The sequence below is a fragment of the Pseudorhodoferax sp. Leaf274 genome, assembly GCF_001422445.1.
GTDB lineage: Bacteria > Pseudomonadota > Gammaproteobacteria > Burkholderiales > Burkholderiaceae_C > Pseudorhodoferax.
Window position 1 is genome coordinate 616561 of sequence record NZ_LMNA01000001.1, and the last position, 16979, is coordinate 633539.

Here is a 16979-nt window from a genome sequence, read left to right on the forward strand (position 1 = left end):
CTATGGTCACCAAACGCCCCAAGGGCCTGGGCCGCGGGCTGGAAGCCCTGCTGGGCCCCACCGTCGCCGACACGCCGGTTGGCGAGGCCAGCGCCGCTGCCGACGGCAAGCCCAGCACGCTGAGCCTGGAGGCCATGGTGCCGGGCCAATACCAGCCGCGCACGCGCATGGACGAAGGCGCGCTCTACGAGTTGGCCGAGAGCATCAAGGCCCAGGGCATCATGCAGCCCATCCTCGTGCGCCAGCTGACGGCAGGCGAGCACGCGGGCAAGTACGAAATCATTGCCGGCGAGCGCCGCTTCCGCGCTGCGCGCCTGGCCGGCCTGGACCAGGTGCCGGTGCTGGTGCGCGACGTGCCCGACGAGTCCGCGGCCGCGATGTCGCTGATCGAGAACATCCAGCGCGAGGACCTGAACCCGCTGGAAGAGGCACAGGGCCTGCAGCGCCTGGTCAAGGAATTCGGCATGACGCACGAGCAGGCGGCCCAGGCCGTCGGCCGCTCGCGCAGCGCGGCCAGCAACCTGCTGCGCCTGCTGCAACTGGCCGATCCGGTGCAGACCATGCTCATGGCCGGCGACCTGGACATGGGCCATGCGCGCGCGCTGCTGTCGCTGGACCGGGCCACGCAGATCACGGCCGGCAACCAGATTTCGGCCAAGAAGCTGTCGGTGCGCGAGGCGGAGAGCCTGGCCAAGAAGCTGTCGGCCGAGTTCACGCTGACCTCGCCCAAGCCGAAGAAGGAGAAGTCGCGCGACTTGAAGCGGGTGGAGGAGGAGCTCTCCGACCTGTTCGCCGCCGACGTCGAGATCCGCATCAAGAAGCGCGTCAAGCGCGGCGGCCGCATGCAGGAGGCGGGCGAGCTGAGCATCCAGTTCGGTTCGCTCGAAGAGCTCAACGGGCTGATCGAGAAGCTGTCGCCCACGGTCGCGCGCTGATGCCGCGCCTGCCCTGGCCGCTGCCCGCCGTGCTGGCCTGGGCGCTGGCCTGGGGCTTGTTCAGGGTTCTGCTGGGTGTTGGCGCAACCCCGTGGCTGGCGTTGCTGCTGGCCAGCGCCGCGGGTGCCTTGGCCAGTGTGCTGGGCAGCACGCTGTGGCGCCGCCTGCTGATCGCGCTGGGCTTTCCGCTGGCCCTGCTGCTCAGCGGCGCGGCCCAGTGGCCGGCCTGGGCCTGGCTGCTGCCAATGGCCTTGCTGGCACTGGTCTATCCGCTCAATGCCTGGCGCGATGCGCCGCTATTCCCGACACCGGCCGGTGCACTGCAGGGCCTGGCTGCGCAGGCGCCGCTGCCGCCCGGCGCCCGGGTGCTGGATGCCGGCTGCGGCCTGGGCCACGGATTGCAAGCATTGCGCTGGACATATCCACAGGCCGAACTGCATGGGGTGGAATGGAGCTGGCCTTTGCGGCTCGCCTGCGCACTGCGCTGCCCCTGGGCCCGCGTGCGCCAGGGCAACATGTGGCGCGCCGACTGGCGTCCCTTTGCCATGGTCTACCTGTTCCAGCGGCCCGAGAGCATGGCGCGCGCCGTGGCCAAGGCCCAGGCGGAGCTGGCACCCGGCGCGTGGCTGGTCAGCCTGGAGTTCGAGGCCACCGCGCTGCGGCCCACGGCCCGCCTGCAAGGCGCCGATGGCCGCCCGGTCTGGCTGTACCAGGCTCCCTTCACGAAGGCATGAAAAAACCGCCCGAAGGCGGTTTTGATCGCAGCAGGGTCAGCTTATTGGCCGACCTTCAGCACGCCACCGCGGCCCAGGCCGCCCTTGACTTCCTGCGCCTTGTAGTTGCGCAGCGAGATGACCATGGAGTTCCAGGCGTCGACGAAGGCCGACACCGTGGCCTTGCCCTCGGGCGTGCGCGAGAAGCCGCCCAGGCCCGCCGCTGCACCGCCGCCGAAGGCGCCCAGCGCCGCACCGAAGTTGGTGGCCGTGGCGTTGCCTTCGGAGATGCCGATCTGCACGCCCGAACGGATGTCGAACAGCGTCATGGTCACGACCGAAGCCTTGCTTTCCATCGAGCCGGCCAGTGCGCCGAAGCCGCGCGGAAGGAAACCGCCCAGGCCGGCCGCCACTTTGCCGGTGGAGTCGTTGTCGATGATGATGGCCGGCTCCAGGAAGTAGTCGGCCGCCACGCGCTGGCCCTTCTCCTGCTTGGAGCCCGCGCGGAACTCGCCCGAGTTGCGCTGCTTGTCGGTGATGGCGGACAGCTTGCTCTCGGTGCGGTTGTTGCCGATGGAGGTGATCACGAAGCAGTTGGACTGCTGCACGGCCAGGCGCAGCAGCGGCTCGATCGAGGTCACCTTGGTGGCCGCGCCGAAGCTGGCGTACCAGTCCTTGCCGCGGCCGTCATCCACCGCCAGGGTGCCCATCGGTGCGTCGCAGCGCTCCAGCGCCGGATTGGCGCCCACGCTCGAACCCCCGGCTGCGCCGCCCGTCACGGCCGTGGGCGCGGTGCCGGTCGTGACCTTGCCGCCGCCAGGCGTTTCGCAGCCGGCCAGGGCCAGGACGGAGGCGACCAGCACGGCAGGACGCAGGAAGGAGGAGGTGTTCATGGCTTGGCTTTCAGCAAGAGGATGGGTGAAGGAAAGTGGTGCGGGCGGGGCGGCGGTCAGTAGCGGTAGTACCAGCCGGTCGGGCGCCAGGCCCAGTAATACGTGTAGCCGGTCTGCCAGTAGCCGTACCAGGCGGTGCGGTTCAGGTTGACCCAGGCCTTGTATTCGTCCTGGTTCTTCTTCTTGGCGGCGGAGGCCTCGGCCAGAAGCTTGCTGGCTTCCCTGTCGCCACGGGCGGCGGCCAGCGACAACCATTTCTCGGCTTCGGCCGGATCGGAGCCCATTTCTTCCAGGCCCATCAGATAGAAGCGGCCGAGTGCCAGCTGGGCCTGCGGATGGCCGCGCTCGCCGGCGCTGCGCATCCACTGCAGTGCCTGGTAGCTGTTCTGCGGCACGCCGTCGCCGCGGAAGTAGCGCAGGCCCAGGTCGTAGGCGGCGCGCGGGTCTTTCTTGCCCAGGTCGGACAGCGCGGCGATGCGGCGTGTCTGCTCGGGGTTGTCGTCGCGCGTGGCGTCGAAGGTAGCGCTGTTGCGCGGACGGTCAGAGCAGCCCCTGTCGTCGCAGATGCGGACCATGGCCGGCTGGTCCGGTGCGGCGGCCGGCGGCGCCTGCACGCAGGCCGCCAGGGCCAGTGCGGCGAGGGGCAGAAGCGGGCGGATCATGGAAATCCCATCAGAAAAGGGGCAACTGTATGTCTTGACTTGCAAAAGTTCCATGCATGTCAAGTCGGAGAGTAACCAATTTTGACGAAATCTCCGGGGCGGTGGCCGGGAATTTTGTGTGAACCATGCACGCCATCGGGCGCGCCAGCCACTCACATCACGAAAATCTTGCCCGGATTCATGATGTTCAGCGGGTCCAGCGCGCGCTTGATCGTGCGCATCATCTCGACCGCGCCGGCGCCGGTCTCGTCCACCAGGAACCCCATCTTGTGCAGGCCCACGCCGTGCTCGCCCGTGCAGGTGCCCTCCAGCCGCAGCGCGCGCGCCACCAGGTCGTGGTTGAGCTGCTCGGCCTTGGTGCGCTCCTCGGGCAGGTTCGGGTCCAGCAAGTAGCCGAAGTGGAAGTTGCCGTCGCCCACGTGGCCGACGAGGAAGTAGGGGATGCCGCTGGCATCGGCCTCGGCCACGGAATCGAGCAGGCAGTCCGCCAGCCGCGAGATCGGCACGCAGGTGTCCGTGGAGATCACCTTGCAGCCCGGGCGCGATTGCACGGCCGCGAAGTAGGCGTTGTGCCGCGCCGTCCACAGCCGCGTGCGCTCCTCGGGCGTGCTGGCCCATTCGAAGGCGTTGCCGCCGAATTCGGCCGCGATCTCCTGCACCGTCTCGGCCTGCTCCTGCACGCCGGCCGGCGAGCCGTGGAACTCCATGAGCAGCATGGGCTCCTCGCGCAGGGCGAGCTTGGCATAGGCGTTGACCATGCGCACGGTGTTCGCGTCGATCAGTTCGACACGCGCGATCGGCACGCCCAGCTGCACCGTCTGGATCACGGTGCGCACGGCCGCCTCGATGCTCGGGAACGAGCAGATCGCGGCCGAGACGGCCTCGGGCAGCGGGTAGATGCGCAGCGTGACCTCGGTGATCACGCCCAGCGTGCCCTCGCTGCCCACGAACAGCCGCGTGAGGTCGTAGCCGGCCGACGACTTCTTGGCCCGCGTGCCGGTGCGGATGGCCTCGCCCTGGGCCGTGACCACCTCGAGCGCCAGCACGTTCTCGCGCATGGTGCCGTAGCGCACGGCGTTGGTGCCGCTGGCGCGCGTGGCGGCCATGCCGCCGATGGACGCATCGGCGCCGGGGTCGATCGGGAAGAACAGGCCGGTGCTCTTGATCTCCTCGTTGAGCTGCTTGCGCGTGACGCCGGGCTGCACCGTCACCGTCAGGTCTTCGGCGTTCACGGCCAGCACCTTGTTCATGCGCGACACATCGATGCTGATGCCGCCCTGCACGGCCAGCAGATGGCCTTCGAGCGAAGAGCCCACGCCGAAAGGGATCACCGGCACCGCATGCGCGGCGGCCAGGCGCACGGCGTGTGCCACATCGTCGGTGCTCTCGGCGAACACCACGGCGGCCGGCGGCGGCACGGTGAATGAGGATTCGTCGCGCCCATGCTGCTCGCGCACCACGAGCGCGGTGGAACAACGCTCGCCGAAGTGGGCCTTGAGCGCCTCGACCAGCGCTGCGGGCACCTCGCGCGGATGGAATTCGGGGATCAACTGGGCGGTGCTGGCAGGAGCGTTCATGGCTTGTCTCCGGAAGGGAGCGCCATTCTAGAAGTCGCCTGAACACCCCGTTCACCAAATACGGATGGCGCCTGCCGGCCCCGGGCGGCATGCTTGCGTCCATTCGAAACCCGAAGAGACACGCTTCTCCCATGACCACCATCCTCCCACCCGATGCGGCGGGCGGCGTCCAGGCGCGCCACCAGGCCGCGCTGAAGGAAGGCCGCTTCCTGATCCAACGCTGCGGCGACTGCAGCCAGCACGTCTACTACCCACGCGCGCTGTGCCCGCACTGCGGCAGCGAAGCGCTCGAACTGGTCGCGCCCGCCGGCACCGGCACCGTCTACTCCGTGACCACGATGCGCCGCAAGCCCGAGGCCGGTGGCGACCTCAATGTGTCGCTGATCGACCTGGACGAAGGCGTGCGCCTGATGAGCCGCGTCGAAGGCGTGCCGGCCAGCGATGTGCGCATCGGCCTGCGCGTCGAGGCGCGCGTGCTGCAGCGCGAGGGCGCGGACGCGCTCGTGGTGTTCGATCCGGTGCAGGGGTGACGCGATGAGCGATTGGAAACAACTGCGCGGCCGTGCCGCGATTGCCGGCGTGGCCACCTTCGGCTGCGGCGAAGCCCCGGGCTACACCGACATGGAACTGCTGGCCATCTCGGCCCGCCAGGCCGTGGCCGATGCGGGCCTCAAGATGAGCGACATCGACGGCCTGTGCACCGCCAGTGCCGCCGCCACCATGTGGGCCATGCCCGTCGTCGAGCACCTGGGCATCCGCCCGGCGTACATCGACTCCACGATGATCGGCGGCTCTAGCTTCATCGCCCACCTGCTGCCGGCCATGCACGCGCTGGAGTCGGGCCAGTGCAATGCGGTGCTGGTCTGCTACGGCAGCACGCAGCGCACCGCCACCTTCGGCCGCAAGGAAGTCGTGGCCAGCCGCAAGTTCCTGGACCCGCAGCCCTACGAGACGCCCTACGAGCCCATGATGCCGCTGTCGGCCTACGCGCTCGCTGCCGCACGCCACATGCACCAGTACGGCACCACGCGGCGCCAACTGGCCGAGGTGGCCGTGGCCGCGCGCCAGTGGGCGCAGAAGAACCCCGAGGCCTTCATGCGCGACCCGCTCACGATCGAGGACGTGCTCAAGGCCCGCATGGTCAGCGACCCGCTGTCGGTGCGCGACTCTTGCCTGGTCACCGATGGCGGCGGCGCCTACGTGCTGGTGCGCGCCGACCGCGCGAAGGACCTGCCGAACAAGCCCGTCTACGTGCTGGGCAACGGCACGGCCTGCTGGAACCGCCAGATATCGTCCATGCACGACGTGACCGTGACGGCCGCCAAGGACTCCGGCGCCGCCGCGTTCGCGATGGCGGGCCTGGCGCCCAAGGACATCGACGTGCTCGCGCTGTACGACGCCTTCACCATCAACGTGCTGCTGTTCCTGGAAGACCTGGGCTTTTGCAAGAAGGGCGAGGGCGGCCCGTTCGTCGAGAACGGCGCCATCGCACCGGGCGGGCGCCTGGCCGTCAACACCAACGGCGGCGGCCTCTCCTGCGTGCACCCCGGCATGTACGGCATCTTCGCGCTGATCGAAGGCGTGCGGCAGCTGCGCGGCAACTGCGGCGAACGCCAGATCCTTGGCGCCAAGACCGCGCTGGCGCATGGCAACGGCGGCACGCTGTCCAGCCAGGCCACCGCCATCCTCGGCCTGGCCGAAACCCTTTGAGAACCTGAAGGACCTGACCATGGCCCACACCCAAGACAAGTACGAAGAAATCCGCGACGCCGTGCGCTCGCTGTGCGCCGAGTACCCCGACGAGTACTTCCGCAAGATCGACGAGCAGCGCATCTATCCCGAGGCCTTCGTCGACGCCCTGACCAAGGCCGGCTGGATGGCCGCGCTGATCCCGCAGGAGTACGGCGGCTCCGGCCTGGGCCTGACCGAGGCCTCCGTGATCATGGAAGAGGTCAACCGCGCCGGTGGCAACTCCGGCGCCTGCCACGGGCAGATGTACAACATGAACACGCTGCTGCGCCACGGCTCCAAGGCGCAGAAGGAGTTCTACCTGCCCAAGATCGCCACGGGCGAATGGCGGCTGCAGTCCATGGGCGTGACCGAGCCCACCACGGGCACCGACACCACCAAGATCAAGACCACGGCCGTGAAGAAGGGCGACCGTTACGTCATCAACGGCCAGAAGGTCTGGATCAGCCGCATCCAGCACTCCGACTTCATGATCCTGCTGGCGCGCACCACGCCACTCGCGGACGTGAAGAAGAAGAGCGAAGGCCTCTCGATCTTCATGGTCGACCTGCGCCAGGCCGAGAAGAGCGGCATGACCGTGCGGCCCATCCTGAACATGGTCAACCACGAGACCAACGAGCTGTTCTTCGAGAACCTGGAGATCCCGGCCGAGAACCTGATCGGCGAGGAAGGGCAGGGCTTCAAGTACATCCTCGATGGCCTGAACGCCGAGCGCACGCTGATCGCCGCCGAATGCATCGGCGACGGCTACTGGTTCATCGACCGCGTCTCCAAGTACGTGAAGGACCGCATCGTGTTCGGCCGCCCCATCGGCCAGAACCAGGGCGTGCAGTTCCCCATCGCCGAGGCCTACATCGAGGTTGAGGCCGCCAGCCTCATGCGCTGGAAGGCCTGCGAGCTGTTCGACGCGCACCAGCCCTGCGGCGCCCAGGCCAACATGGCCAAGTACCTCGCGGCCAAGGCCAGCTGGGAGGCGGCCAACGCCTGCATCCAGTTCCACGGCGGCTTCGGCTTCGCCTGCGAATACGACGTGGAACGCAAGTTCCGCGAGACGCGGCTGTACCAGGTCGCGCCGATCTCCACCAACCTGATCCTGAGCTTCGTGGCCGAGCACATCCTCGGGCTGCCGCGCTCGTTCTGAGGAGCTGGACATGAGTGAGCATCCCAGCCGAGACCTGGCCGCCTTTGCCGCCGGCCTGCGTTTCGAGGACATTCCCGCGCCCGTGCTGCGCCGCACCGAGGACCTGTTCCTCGACTGGTACGGCTCGGTGCTGGCCGGCAAGGGTTCGCGCGCGGTCGAGTCCATCGCCAGCTTGGCCCGCGCCATGGGTCCGGCCGATGGCGCGAGCGAGGTGCTGATCTCGCGCACACGCAGCAGCCCACTGTTCGCCGCCATGGTCAACGCCGCGGCCTCGCACGTGGCCGAGCAGGACGACGTGCACAACGGCTCGGTGTTCCACCCTGCGGCCGTGGTGTTCCCGCCCGCGCTGGCCGTGGCCCAGGCCATCGGCGCTTCGGGCAAGGATCTGCTCGTGGCCTCGGTGGTCGGCTACGAGGTTGGCATCCGCGTCGGCGAGTTCCTGGGCCGTTCGCACTACCGCATCTTCCACACCACGGCCACGGCCGGCACCGTGGCGGCCGCGGCCGCCGTGGGCCGCCTGCTGGGCCTGGACGCCGGCCAGATGCTGCACGCCTTCGGTTCCGCCGGCACCCAGGCGGCCGGCCTGTGGGAGTTCCTGCGCGACGCGGCCGACAGCAAGCAGCTGCACACGGCCAAGGCCGCCAGCGACGGCCTGCTGGCCGCCTACCTGGCCAAGGACGGTTTCACGGGCGCGCAGCGCATCCTGGAAGGCAAGCAGGGCATGGGCGCCGGCATGTCGACCGACGCCAACCCCGCCAAGCTGACCGACGGCCTGGGCACGCGCTGGACGCTGGCCGAGACCTCGTTCAAGTACCACGCCTCGTGCCGCCACACGCACCCGGCCGCCGACGCGCTGCAGCAGGTCGTGCGTACGCACGGCCTCAAGCTCGCCGACATCGCCCAGGTCACGACCCACGTGCACCAGGGCGCCATCGACGTGCTGGGCCCGGTGACAGACCCCAGCACGGTGCACCAGAGCAAGTTCTCCATGGGCACGGTGCTGGGCCTGATCGGCGCGTTCGACCGCGCGGGCCTGGCGGAATTCGACGCGCACTTCCGCAGCCCCGAGGTGGTCGCGCTGCGCGACAAAGTCACCATGGTGCTCGATGCCGAGGTCGATGGCGCCTATCCTCAGCGCTGGATCGGCAAGGTCACGGTGCTCACCACCGACGGCCGCACGCTGCATGGGCGCGTGGACGAACCCAAGGGCGACCCCGGCAACACGCTGAGTCGCGCCGAGATCGAAACCAAGGCGCTGCAACTGTCCGCGTATGCGAACGGCGCAACCCCCGACGAGACGCGCGGCGTGGCCGAACGCGTCTGGCGCATGGCCGAGTGGCCGCGCGTCACCAACCTGCTGTAAACACCCAATTCCCAAGACGAAGGAGCACACAACATGAGCGAACAAACATTGATGGCCGGCAAGGTCATCGTCGTCACCGGTGCCGGTGGCGGCATCGGCCGCGACATCGCGCTGGCGCTGGCCAAGTCCGGCGCGCGCGTGGTGGTCAACGACATCGGCGCGTCCGTCAGCGGCGAAGGCAATGACGCCGGCCCCGCGCAGAAGGTGGTCGACGAGATCAAGGCTCTGGGCGGCGAGGCCGTGGCCAACACCGACAGCGTGTCCGATGCGCGCAGCGGCGCCCGCATCGTCACCTCGGCGCTCGACACCTTCGGCCGCATCGACGGCGTGGTGAACAACGCCGGCATCCTGCGCGACCGCTTCTTCCACAAGATGAGCGACGACGAGTTCGACGCCGTCATCAAGGTCCACCTGTACGGCAGCTACTACGTGAGCCGCGCGGCCGCCACGCACTTCAAGGAGCAGAACTCCGGCGTGTTCGTGCACATGACCAGCACCTCGGGCCTGATCGGCAACTTCGGCCAGGCCAACTACTCGGCCGCCAAGCTGGGGCTGGCCGCGCTGTCCAAGTCCATCGCGCTGGACATGCAGAAGTTCAATGTGCGGAGCAACTGCATCGCGCCGTTCGCCTGGAGCCGCATGATCGGCTCGATCCCCACCGAGACCGACGCCGAGAAGGCCCGCGTGGAACGCATCAAGCAGATGACGCCGGCCAAGATCGCGCCGCTGGCCGTGGCGCTGTGCAGCGATGCGTCGCAGGACACCAACGGCCAGATCTTCGCCGTGCGCAACAACGAGATCTTCCTGATCAGCCAGCCGCGCCCGGTGCGCTCGGTGCACCGCTCCGAAGGCTGGACGCCCGAGTCCGTGCTGAGCCACGCGCTGCCGGCCATGAAGGCCAGCTACTTCGGCCTGGACCGCTCGGGCGACGTGTTCACCTGGGATCCGGTCTGAAGCGCCGGGCGCGCACCGCGCCCTGTCCCATCAGCGCTTGCCCACCTGCAGCGCCGCCCGGTGCAGGTGCGCCACGAAATGCCGCAGGGCGGGCTTGAGCAGCGCACCGCGCCGCACGATGGCGCCCAGCGTCAGCGGCAGGTGGCCTTCCTTGATCGGCACCACCGCCATGTACTGCGCGGCCAGCGGGTGCGTGGCGATGGGCATCGGCATCAGGCCCACGTAGTCGCCCTGTGTCAGCAGTGCCAGCAGCGCCAGCGTGCTGTTCACCACCGCCGCCGGCATGGGCGGCGTGAGGCCATGCAGGTCGAACAGCTGGCGCGCATAGCCTGACTTGCCCGTGAGGCTCGTGAACACCCAGCGTGCCGCGACCAGCTGGCCCAGCGAGCGCGCACGGGCCAGCGGGTTGCCCTTGCCCACCACCACGGCCATCTCGATCGGCATCAACGCCTCCACCTCGAACTCGCCGGGCGGCAGGTTGTCCGGGATGGGGCCGACCACCACGTCGACCTCGCCCTCGCGCAGCAGCGTGAGCTGGGCCATGTAGAGCTCTTCGCGCACACGCAGCTGGATGTCGGGGTAGTCGCGGCCGAAGGTGCGCATGGTCTCGGGGATCAGCAGCATCACCGCCAGCGGCACCGCGCCCACGCCCAGCTCGCCGACCATGCGGCCACCGAGCTGGTCGATCTGCTCCTGCGCATCGTCCAGCTCGCGCATCGCGCGCCGGCCGTGCTCGAGCAGCACCTTGCCCTGCGCCGTGGGGAACACGCCGGCCGTGGAGCGCTGCAGCACCGGCGCGCCCACCGCGCGCTCCAGCTCGCGCATGGCCTTGGTCACGGCCGGCTGCGACACCCCCAGGCGCCGCGCCGCGCCGCGCAGGCTGCCTTCCTCCACGGCAGCGATCAGCGTCTGCAGGGCGGTGAGCTTGATCCCCATGCGAACCATGATAACCATGGGCTATCGCGCCCCCCAACGCGGCATCTTCCGGCGCCCGCGACGCCTGCCTAAAGTCCACCCGTTCGTCGTTGATCCATCGCAAACCTGCGGATCGGCAACGCCTGGAGGAGACACCCACACATGGCCACGATCGTCGGCGGCATCGCCGCCTCGCACACCCCCACCATCGGCTTCGCGTTCGACCGCGACAAGCAGGACGACCCGGTGTGGAAGCCCATCTTCGACGCGTTCCGCCCGGTGCAGGAATGGATCGCAGCCAAGCGGCCCGACGTGCTGCTGATGGTCTACAACGACCATGCCACGTCGTTCTTCTTCGACCACTACTCGGCCTTCACGCTGGGCGTGGGCGCGCAGTGGCAGGTGGCCGACGAGGGCGGCGGCGCGCGCGACCTGCCGCCCATCGCCGGCCACCCGGCCCTGGCCGCCCACATCGGCCAGAGCCTGATGATGGAAGAGTTCGACATGTCCTTCTTCCAGGACCGGCCGCTGGACCACGGCATCTTCTCGCCGCTGTCGGTGATGTGCCCGCACGAGCCGGGTTGGCCGGTCAGGCTGCTGCCGCTGCAGATGGGCGTGCTGCAGTTCCCCGTGCCCAGCGCGCGCCGCTGCTGGAAGCTGGGCCAGGCACTGCGCCGCGCCGTCGAAAGCTACCCCGAAGACCTCAAGGTGGCCATCGTCGCGACGGGCGGCCTGTCGCACCAGGTGCATGGCGAACGCGCGGGCTTCAACAACCCGCAATGGGATGCGCAGTTCCTCGACCTGTTCGAGCGCGACCCCGAGGCGTTGACGGGCATCACGCAGGCCGAATACGCCGCGCTGGGCGGCATGGAGGGCGCCGAGGTCATCATGTGGCTGGTCATGCGCGGCGCGCTGGCCGCGCAGGTGGAGTGCAGGCACCGCGCCTACTACCTGCCTTCGATGACCGGCATCGCGACCGCCATCTACGAGCCCGTGCAGCAGGCGTCCATGCCAGGCGTGGTGGCGCGCCACCGCGAGCGCATCGCCACGCAGCTGGCCGGTGCCGAGGCCTTGCCGGGCACCTACCCTTACACGATCGCGCGCAGCGTCCAGGGCTACCGGCTCAACAAGTTCCTGCACGCGCTGATCGAGCCCGCGCAGCGGGCCCGCTTCCTGGCCGACGAGGCCGCCACCCTGCGCGATGCGGGACTGACCGACGAGGAGTGCCGCCTCGTGCGCGCGCGCGACTGGCGCGGGCTGATCCACCACGGCGTGATCTTCTTCATGCTGGAAAAGCTCGGCGCCGTGGTCGGCGTGTCCAACCTGCACATCTATGCCGCCATGCGTGGCGAGAGCCTGGAAGACTTCCAGAAGACGCGCAACACCCAGGCCGTGTACTCCGTGGCCAGCGGCGCCGCGCCCCGGCACGCCTGGGACGCACCCGCCGCGCCCGCCGCGGCCGCCAGCTGATCCCGCGGCCTCGCGTCCGCCACCCATCCCCCACCAACCCGAACAAGGCCGGCCCGCAGGGGCACGGCCCGGAGACAAGCCATGCCTGCAACAGCGCCCATCGACGTCAAGGCCTTCATCGACGACCGGCCCGTTTCCCGCTACCAGTGGCTGCTGGTGCTGCTGTGCTTCCTCGTCGTCGCGGCCGACGGCATGGACGTGGCCATCATGGGCTTCGTCGCGCCGACCATCCTGCAGGAATGGAACATCTCGCGGCCGGCCTTCGGCCTGGTCATGAGCGCGGCGCCGATCGGCCTCGTGGTCGGCGCGCTGGTGGCCGGCCCCTCGTCCGACCGCTTCGGCCGCAAGCCCGTGCTGATCCTGTCGGTGCTGCTGTTCGGCCTGTTGACGGTGGCCACCGCCTACACCCATTCGCCGACCGAGATGGCGCTGCTGCGCCTGCTGACCGGCATCGGCCTGGGCGCGGCCATGCCCAACACGACCACGCTGCTGTCCGAATACGCACCGGCCCGCCAGCGCGCGCTCATGGTCACCATCATGTTCACGGGCTTCAACCTGGGCTCGGCCCTGATCGGCTTCGCCGCAGGCTGGCTGATCCCGCTGCATGGCTGGCGCACGGTGCTGGTGTTCGGCGGCGTGCTGCCGCTGCTGGTGGTGCCCTTGCTGCTGTGGCTGCTGCCCGAATCGGCCCGCCTGATGGTGGTGCAGGGCAAGCCGGCCGAGCGCATCGCGGCCACGCTGGGCCGCGTGTGCGCGTTCCGCTTCGCACCTGGCACGCGCTTCATGTCGCCCGAGCCCGCGCTGGCCGGCCGCAGCTCCATCGGCGTGCTGTTCTCGCAGGGCTTCGGCGCGCTGACCATCGCACTGTGGGTCACCTACTTCATGGGCCTGCTCGTCATCTACCTGCTGACCGGCTGGCTGCCCACGCTCATGAAGGACGCCGGCCTGACCATCGCCACCGCCGCCAACGTGACGGCCATGTTCCAGATCGGCGGCACCATCGGCGCCGTGGTCGTGGGCTGGGCCATGGACCGCGTGCGGCCGGCCCGCGTGATCGGTGCGGCCTACCTGGCCGGCGGCCTGTGCGTGCTGGCGGTCGGTGCCATCGGCGTGCTGTCGCCGATGCTGACGCTGATGGTGTTCAGCACGGGCTTCTTCATGAGCGGCGCGCAGACCGGGCTCAACGCGTTCGCCCCCAACTGCTACCCCACCGCCGCACGCGCTACCGGCGTGAGCTGGATGCTGGGCATGGGCCGCTTCGGCAGCATCCTGGGCTCGGGCTTCGGCGGCGCCTTGCTCGGCATGGGCCTGGGCTTCGGCGCCATCCTGTCCTTGCTGGCCGTGCCGGCGGCCTGCGCGGCGGTCGCGATCCTCAGCACGCTGCGCCAGCGCGCCGCGCTGGGCGCCGTGGCCGCCGGGCCGGCCCACTGACCGTTCACCCGCCCCGACGGGGCCTTCATTTCCCACCACGATGCCCGCTGGGCCCAAGGAGACTGTGCATGCAACACCCTTTCAAACGCCGCGCGCTCGCGGCAGCCATTGCCGCGGTCTCGGCCGCCGGCCTGCTGGCGGCCTGCGGCGGCGGTGACGATGCGTCCGACGCCGGCCCCGGCGTCTACGACAGCGCGCTGGCCTTCGACAAGGCCAGGTACACGACGATCACCGTCACGCTCGACGGCGTGCGCACGCCGGTCCGCTGGTACCGGGAAGTCTGCTACGTCGGCAAGCCGATGGCGCTGGCGCCGACGCAATCCGCCGGCGCGGTGGACAACCAGGCCTGCGGCTACCAGAACATGAACATCTTCGTGCGCGAGGCCGACGCGGCCAGGCAGGACAACGCCATCCTGCTCAACGTCAACAACGCGGGCTGGCTGGCCAGCTACCAGGGCGGCAAGGGCGGCTGGAACGGCACGGACCCCATCACCAACGCCAACTACGCCGGCGCCGACATCGTCAACGGCGGCACCTACGTCAGCAACAGCGACACCGACAAGCGGGGCGCCGCGCTCGCCCGCGGCTTCGTCTACATCAACATGGCCTCGCGCAGCCGCGGCGCGACAGCGCCCGCCGGCGTCTTCGAGGACGGCATCTACCAGGGCAAGGCGCCCGCCGCCATCGTCGACGCCAAGGCCGCCGTGCGCTACCTGCGCCTGAACGACGGCGCCATGCCCGGCAACGCCAGCCGCATCGTGGTGAACGGCACCAGCGGCGGCGGTGCGCAGAGCACGCAGCTCGGCGCCACGGGCGACAGCGCCGACTACCTGCCCTACCTGAAAGCCGTGGGTGCCGCCGGCATCGACACCAACGGCAAGAGCGCGATCAGCGACAGCGTCTACGCCATCGTGGCCTACTGCCCGATCCAGGACATGGGCAGCGCCGACCTGGCCTACGAGTGGATGTTCAACGTGCTGGACACGCGCGCGCTGGTCTCCGCCGACCAGAAGGCCGGGCTGATCGTCGATGCGAGCGGCAACGAGCTCGTGCGCGCCTCCAACCCCGATCCTGCGGGCAGCACCGCATTGAAGACCAGGTTCGTGGCGTACCAGGCGGGGCTGGGCCTGAAGAACGAGGCCGGCGCGGCGCTGACCGCCGACAACATGCTGCCTGCACTGGAGGCCGAGATCAAGAAAGCGGCCAGCGCGTACGTCAAGGCCGGCAAGGCCTTCGTCGCCTACAACGCCTTCGGCAGCGCGGCCGCCAACGGCGTGGCCGGTGGCAGCGGCACGCTGTACTACAAGAACGACTTCATCGACGTGGACGCCAGCGGCACGGTGACGGACTTCAACATGTCCAACTACCTGAAGTTCGTCGCCAAGCAGGCGCGGCTCAAGGCCGTGCCGGCGTTCGACCAGGCCGGCCAGACCCCGGCACTCGCCGCGACCCCGACCGCCGACACCACCAAGGCCGGCGCTGCCATCAACGGCAACTACAGCGGCGGCGAGTCCAACCTGTTCGGCACGGCGGCGCAGGTCTATTCCAACTTCACCGAATACGCCTGGAACAACAACAACGGCGGCGACGCCGTCAATGCCCGGCAGGCCGATGTCGGTTTCAAGAACACCGGCATCGCCTGGGCGGCCAACCCGCAGCAGGCCTTCCTGCTGAACCAGTACAAGATGATCAACGCGCTGGCCTACATCGGCAGGACCGACGGCATCACCACGCACTGGCGCATCCGCGTCGGCGCGCGGGACCGCGACACGTCGTTCACCGTGGCCTACAACCTCAGCCGCGCGCTGAAGGGCGACGCCAAGGTCAAGGACGTCGACTACGCCCTGCACTGGGACCAGGGGCACGCCGGCAACTACGACGTGCAGGCCGCCTTCGCCTGGATCGACCAGCGGCTGGCCGCCGGCAACTGAGGGTGCCGCGCAGGGGAGGGCCCTACTTCAGGCTCTCCACCTTGCCGAACGGCTCCATGTCCACGCCGTTGTAGCGCACCGGCTGCATCGCGGCCACGGCGTGGAGATCGTCCGCGCTGTTGGCGATCGTCACGCCCGGCAGCAGCAGCTCGACCTTGGGGTTCTTGAGGTTGCTGGCGATGCGTCGGATGTTCTCGCGCGTGAGGTTGTCGCCGCACTCGCGCAGCACATGGGCCATCAGCTGCGCGGCCACGTAGCCCGTCACGCCCGAGCTGTTCAGCGGGTCCACGCCGGGCGCGTAGGTCTTGAGCAGCTCCTTGTAGGCCTTCATCTCCGGGTCGTTGTCCCATGCCTTGGAGCCCGGGTCCTTGTAGTAGGCCAGGGAGATCGCGCCCTTGGCCTTGTCGGCACCGGCCGGCTCCAGCGCCATCTTGACCGAGGCCCCGGCGATGTTCACGTAGCGCTCGGGCGTCCAGCCCAGCTCGGCCACCTTGCGCAGGGCCTGCGCCGTGGTGCGCGCGGTGGAGGCCAGCACCAGCACATCCGCCCCGGAGGCCTTGAGCTGCACGATCTGCGAATCGACGGTGGGGTCCGTCACCTCGAAGGTGGCCTGCGCCACCAGGCTGGCGTTCTTGCCGGCCAGGCCTTCCTGCAGGCCCTTGAGGATCTCGCGGCCCAGGTCGTCGTTCTGCATCAGGATCGCCACCTTGGCGCCGGGCTTGTTGGCCGCGATGTGGTGGGCGAACACCTTGCCCTCGCCGCGGTAGCTGCCGAGCATGGGCGTGGTCCAGGGGTACTGCCTGGCGTTGTCGAACTGGCTGGCGCCGCTTTGCAGGAACAGCTGCGGCACCTTCTTGGCGTTCATGTAGCGCTGGATGGCGGTGTTGCTGGCCGTGCCCAGGCTGCTGAACCAGGCCAGGATCTGGTCCTGCTCGACCATGCGGCGCGCCACCTCCACCGTCTTCGGCGGCGAGTACTGGTCGTCGTAGACCAGCAGCTTGACCTTGCGGCCGTTGATGCCGCCTTGCTCGTTGAGCTTCTTGAAGTAGGCCTCGGCCACCTTGCCGATGATGGCGTAGCCCGACACCGGGCCCGACAGCGGCATCGGCATGCCCAGCAGGATCTCTGTGTCGCTGGCGCCGGGGTCGTATTGCTTCTGGGCAAAGGCGGCGGGGGCCAGCAGGCTGGCGGCCAGGGCCGTGCTGGCGAGCGCGAGCGTGCGACGGGTGATGGGCATGGAGTCTC

15 protein-coding genes are annotated in these 16979 nt (G+C 69.2%); 10 read left to right on the forward strand and 5 right to left on the reverse strand.

Annotation, left to right across the window (positions count from 1 at the left end):
• Positions 1-2 precede the first annotated feature (2 nt).
• Together ASF44_RS02805 and ASF44_RS02810 are read left to right on the forward strand one after the other, a co-directional pair.
• Positions 3-935: a ParB/RepB/Spo0J family partition protein gene (locus tag ASF44_RS02805; RefSeq protein WP_056897624.1), complete on the forward strand. Its 933-nt coding sequence runs from the start codon at positions 3-5 to the stop codon at positions 933-935.
• A complete protein-coding gene (locus ASF44_RS02810; protein WP_056897625.1) occupies positions 935-1669 on the forward strand; it encodes a trans-aconitate 2-methyltransferase in 735 nt (244 codons plus the stop codon). Before ASF44_RS02805 ends, ASF44_RS02810 begins: the two co-directional genes overlap by 1 nt.
• Before the next feature lie 41 nt (positions 1670-1710).
• Here ASF44_RS02810 and ASF44_RS02815 read toward each other — a convergent pair whose 3' ends face one another.
• The 3 genes from ASF44_RS02815 to ASF44_RS02825 form a co-directional block, all read right to left on the reverse strand.
• A complete protein-coding gene (locus ASF44_RS02815) occupies positions 1711-2541 on the reverse strand; it encodes a hypothetical protein (protein WP_056897626.1) in 831 nt (276 codons plus the stop codon).
• Positions 2542-2597: 56 nt separating this feature from the next.
• Positions 2598-3203, reverse strand: a complete 606-nt coding sequence (locus ASF44_RS02820) for a tetratricopeptide repeat protein (protein ID WP_056897627.1) — start codon at positions 3201-3203, stop codon at positions 2598-2600.
• Positions 3204-3355: 152 nt separating this feature from the next.
• Positions 3356-4780 (reverse strand): FAD-binding oxidoreductase, encoded by a 1425-nt coding sequence (locus tag ASF44_RS02825; RefSeq protein WP_056897628.1) that lies wholly within the window; start codon positions 4778-4780, stop codon positions 3356-3358.
• A 131-nt stretch (positions 4781-4911) separates the two neighbouring features.
• Between ASF44_RS02825 and ASF44_RS02830 the strand changes: the two genes are divergently transcribed.
• Genes ASF44_RS02830 through ASF44_RS02850 form a run of 5 tightly spaced genes read left to right on the forward strand, consistent with a single transcriptional unit; the run spans position 4912 to position 9987 of the window.
• Positions 4912-5310: a Zn-ribbon domain-containing OB-fold protein gene (locus tag ASF44_RS02830; RefSeq protein ID WP_056897629.1), complete on the forward strand. Its 399-nt coding sequence runs from the start codon at positions 4912-4914 to the stop codon at positions 5308-5310.
• A gap of 4 nt (positions 5311-5314) precedes the next feature.
• The gene (locus ASF44_RS02835; protein ID WP_056897630.1) at positions 5315-6490 is read left to right on the forward strand and encodes a thiolase; all 1176 of its coding nucleotides are present in this window, start codon (positions 5315-5317) and stop codon (positions 6488-6490) included.
• A gap of 19 nt (positions 6491-6509) precedes the next feature.
• Complete coding sequence (locus tag ASF44_RS02840; RefSeq protein WP_056897631.1) at positions 6510-7670, forward strand: acyl-CoA dehydrogenase family protein; 1161 nt, start codon at positions 6510-6512, stop codon at positions 7668-7670.
• A gap of 10 nt (positions 7671-7680) precedes the next feature.
• Positions 7681-9033, forward strand: a complete 1353-nt coding sequence (locus tag ASF44_RS02845) for an MmgE/PrpD family protein (RefSeq protein WP_056897632.1) — start codon at positions 7681-7683, stop codon at positions 9031-9033.
• Positions 9034-9066: 33 nt separating this feature from the next.
• Positions 9067-9987, forward strand: coding sequence for an SDR family NAD(P)-dependent oxidoreductase (locus tag ASF44_RS02850; protein ID WP_056897633.1), 921 nt, complete (start codon positions 9067-9069; stop codon positions 9985-9987).
• Between the two features lie 30 nt (positions 9988-10017).
• Here the strand turns inward: ASF44_RS02850 and ASF44_RS02855 are convergent, their stop codons facing one another.
• Positions 10018-10923 carry a LysR family transcriptional regulator gene (locus ASF44_RS02855; protein WP_235579108.1) on the reverse strand — a complete coding sequence of 302 codons (906 nt, stop codon included), beginning with the start codon at positions 10921-10923 and terminating at the stop codon, positions 10018-10020.
• 141 nt (positions 10924-11064) lie between these two features.
• Between ASF44_RS02855 and ASF44_RS02860 the strand changes: the two genes are divergently transcribed.
• From ASF44_RS02860 to ASF44_RS02870, 3 genes are all read left to right on the forward strand, one after another.
• The gene (locus ASF44_RS02860; RefSeq protein WP_056897634.1) at positions 11065-12372 is read left to right on the forward strand and encodes a gallate dioxygenase; all 1308 of its coding nucleotides are present in this window, start codon (positions 11065-11067) and stop codon (positions 12370-12372) included.
• An 81-nt stretch (positions 12373-12453) separates the two neighbouring features.
• Positions 12454-13803 (forward strand): MFS transporter, encoded by a 1350-nt coding sequence (locus ASF44_RS02865; RefSeq protein WP_056897635.1) that lies wholly within the window; start codon positions 12454-12456, stop codon positions 13801-13803.
• A gap of 68 nt (positions 13804-13871) precedes the next feature.
• Positions 13872-15734 (forward strand): subtype B tannase, encoded by a 1863-nt coding sequence (locus ASF44_RS02870; RefSeq protein ID WP_056897636.1) that lies wholly within the window; start codon positions 13872-13874, stop codon positions 15732-15734.
• A gap of 22 nt (positions 15735-15756) precedes the next feature.
• Here ASF44_RS02870 and ASF44_RS02875 read toward each other — a convergent pair whose 3' ends face one another.
• Positions 15757-16971 carry an ABC transporter substrate-binding protein gene (locus ASF44_RS02875; RefSeq protein WP_056897637.1) on the reverse strand — a complete coding sequence of 405 codons (1215 nt, stop codon included), beginning with the start codon at positions 16969-16971 and terminating at the stop codon, positions 15757-15759.
• Between the last annotated feature and the right edge of the window lie 8 nt (positions 16972-16979).

Bases quoted from the DNA above. Each gene is read 5' to 3' on its own strand.
- ASF44_RS02805 (WP_056897624.1), top strand. From the start codon at position 3: ATGGTCACCAAACGCCCCAAGGGCCTGGGCCGCGGGCTGGAAGCCCTG.
- ASF44_RS02810 (WP_056897625.1), top strand. From the start codon at position 935: ATGCCGCGCCTGCCCTGGCCGCTGCCCGCCGTGCTGGCCTGGGCGCTG.
- ASF44_RS02815 (WP_056897626.1), bottom strand. From the start codon at position 2,541: ATGAACACCTCCTCCTTCCTGCGTCCTGCCGTGCTGGTCGCCTCCGTC.
- ASF44_RS02820 (WP_056897627.1), bottom strand. From the start codon at position 3,203: ATGATCCGCCCGCTTCTGCCCCTCGCCGCACTGGCCCTGGCGGCCTGC.
- ASF44_RS02825 (WP_056897628.1), bottom strand. From the start codon at position 4,780: ATGAACGCTCCTGCCAGCACCGCCCAGTTGATCCCCGAATTCCATCCG.
- ASF44_RS02830 (WP_056897629.1), top strand. From the start codon at position 4,912: ATGACCACCATCCTCCCACCCGATGCGGCGGGCGGCGTCCAGGCGCGC.
- ASF44_RS02835 (WP_056897630.1), top strand. From the start codon at position 5,315: ATGAGCGATTGGAAACAACTGCGCGGCCGTGCCGCGATTGCCGGCGTG.
- ASF44_RS02840 (WP_056897631.1), top strand. From the start codon at position 6,510: ATGGCCCACACCCAAGACAAGTACGAAGAAATCCGCGACGCCGTGCGC.
- ASF44_RS02845 (WP_056897632.1), top strand. From the start codon at position 7,681: ATGAGTGAGCATCCCAGCCGAGACCTGGCCGCCTTTGCCGCCGGCCTG.
- ASF44_RS02850 (WP_056897633.1), top strand. From the start codon at position 9,067: ATGAGCGAACAAACATTGATGGCCGGCAAGGTCATCGTCGTCACCGGT.
- ASF44_RS02855 (WP_235579108.1), bottom strand. From the start codon at position 10,923: ATGGGGATCAAGCTCACCGCCCTGCAGACGCTGATCGCTGCCGTGGAG.
- ASF44_RS02860 (WP_056897634.1), top strand. From the start codon at position 11,065: ATGGCCACGATCGTCGGCGGCATCGCCGCCTCGCACACCCCCACCATC.
- ASF44_RS02865 (WP_056897635.1), top strand. From the start codon at position 12,454: ATGCCTGCAACAGCGCCCATCGACGTCAAGGCCTTCATCGACGACCGG.
- ASF44_RS02870 (WP_056897636.1), top strand. From the start codon at position 13,872: ATGCAACACCCTTTCAAACGCCGCGCGCTCGCGGCAGCCATTGCCGCG.
- ASF44_RS02875 (WP_056897637.1), bottom strand. From the start codon at position 16,971: ATGCCCATCACCCGTCGCACGCTCGCGCTCGCCAGCACGGCCCTGGCC.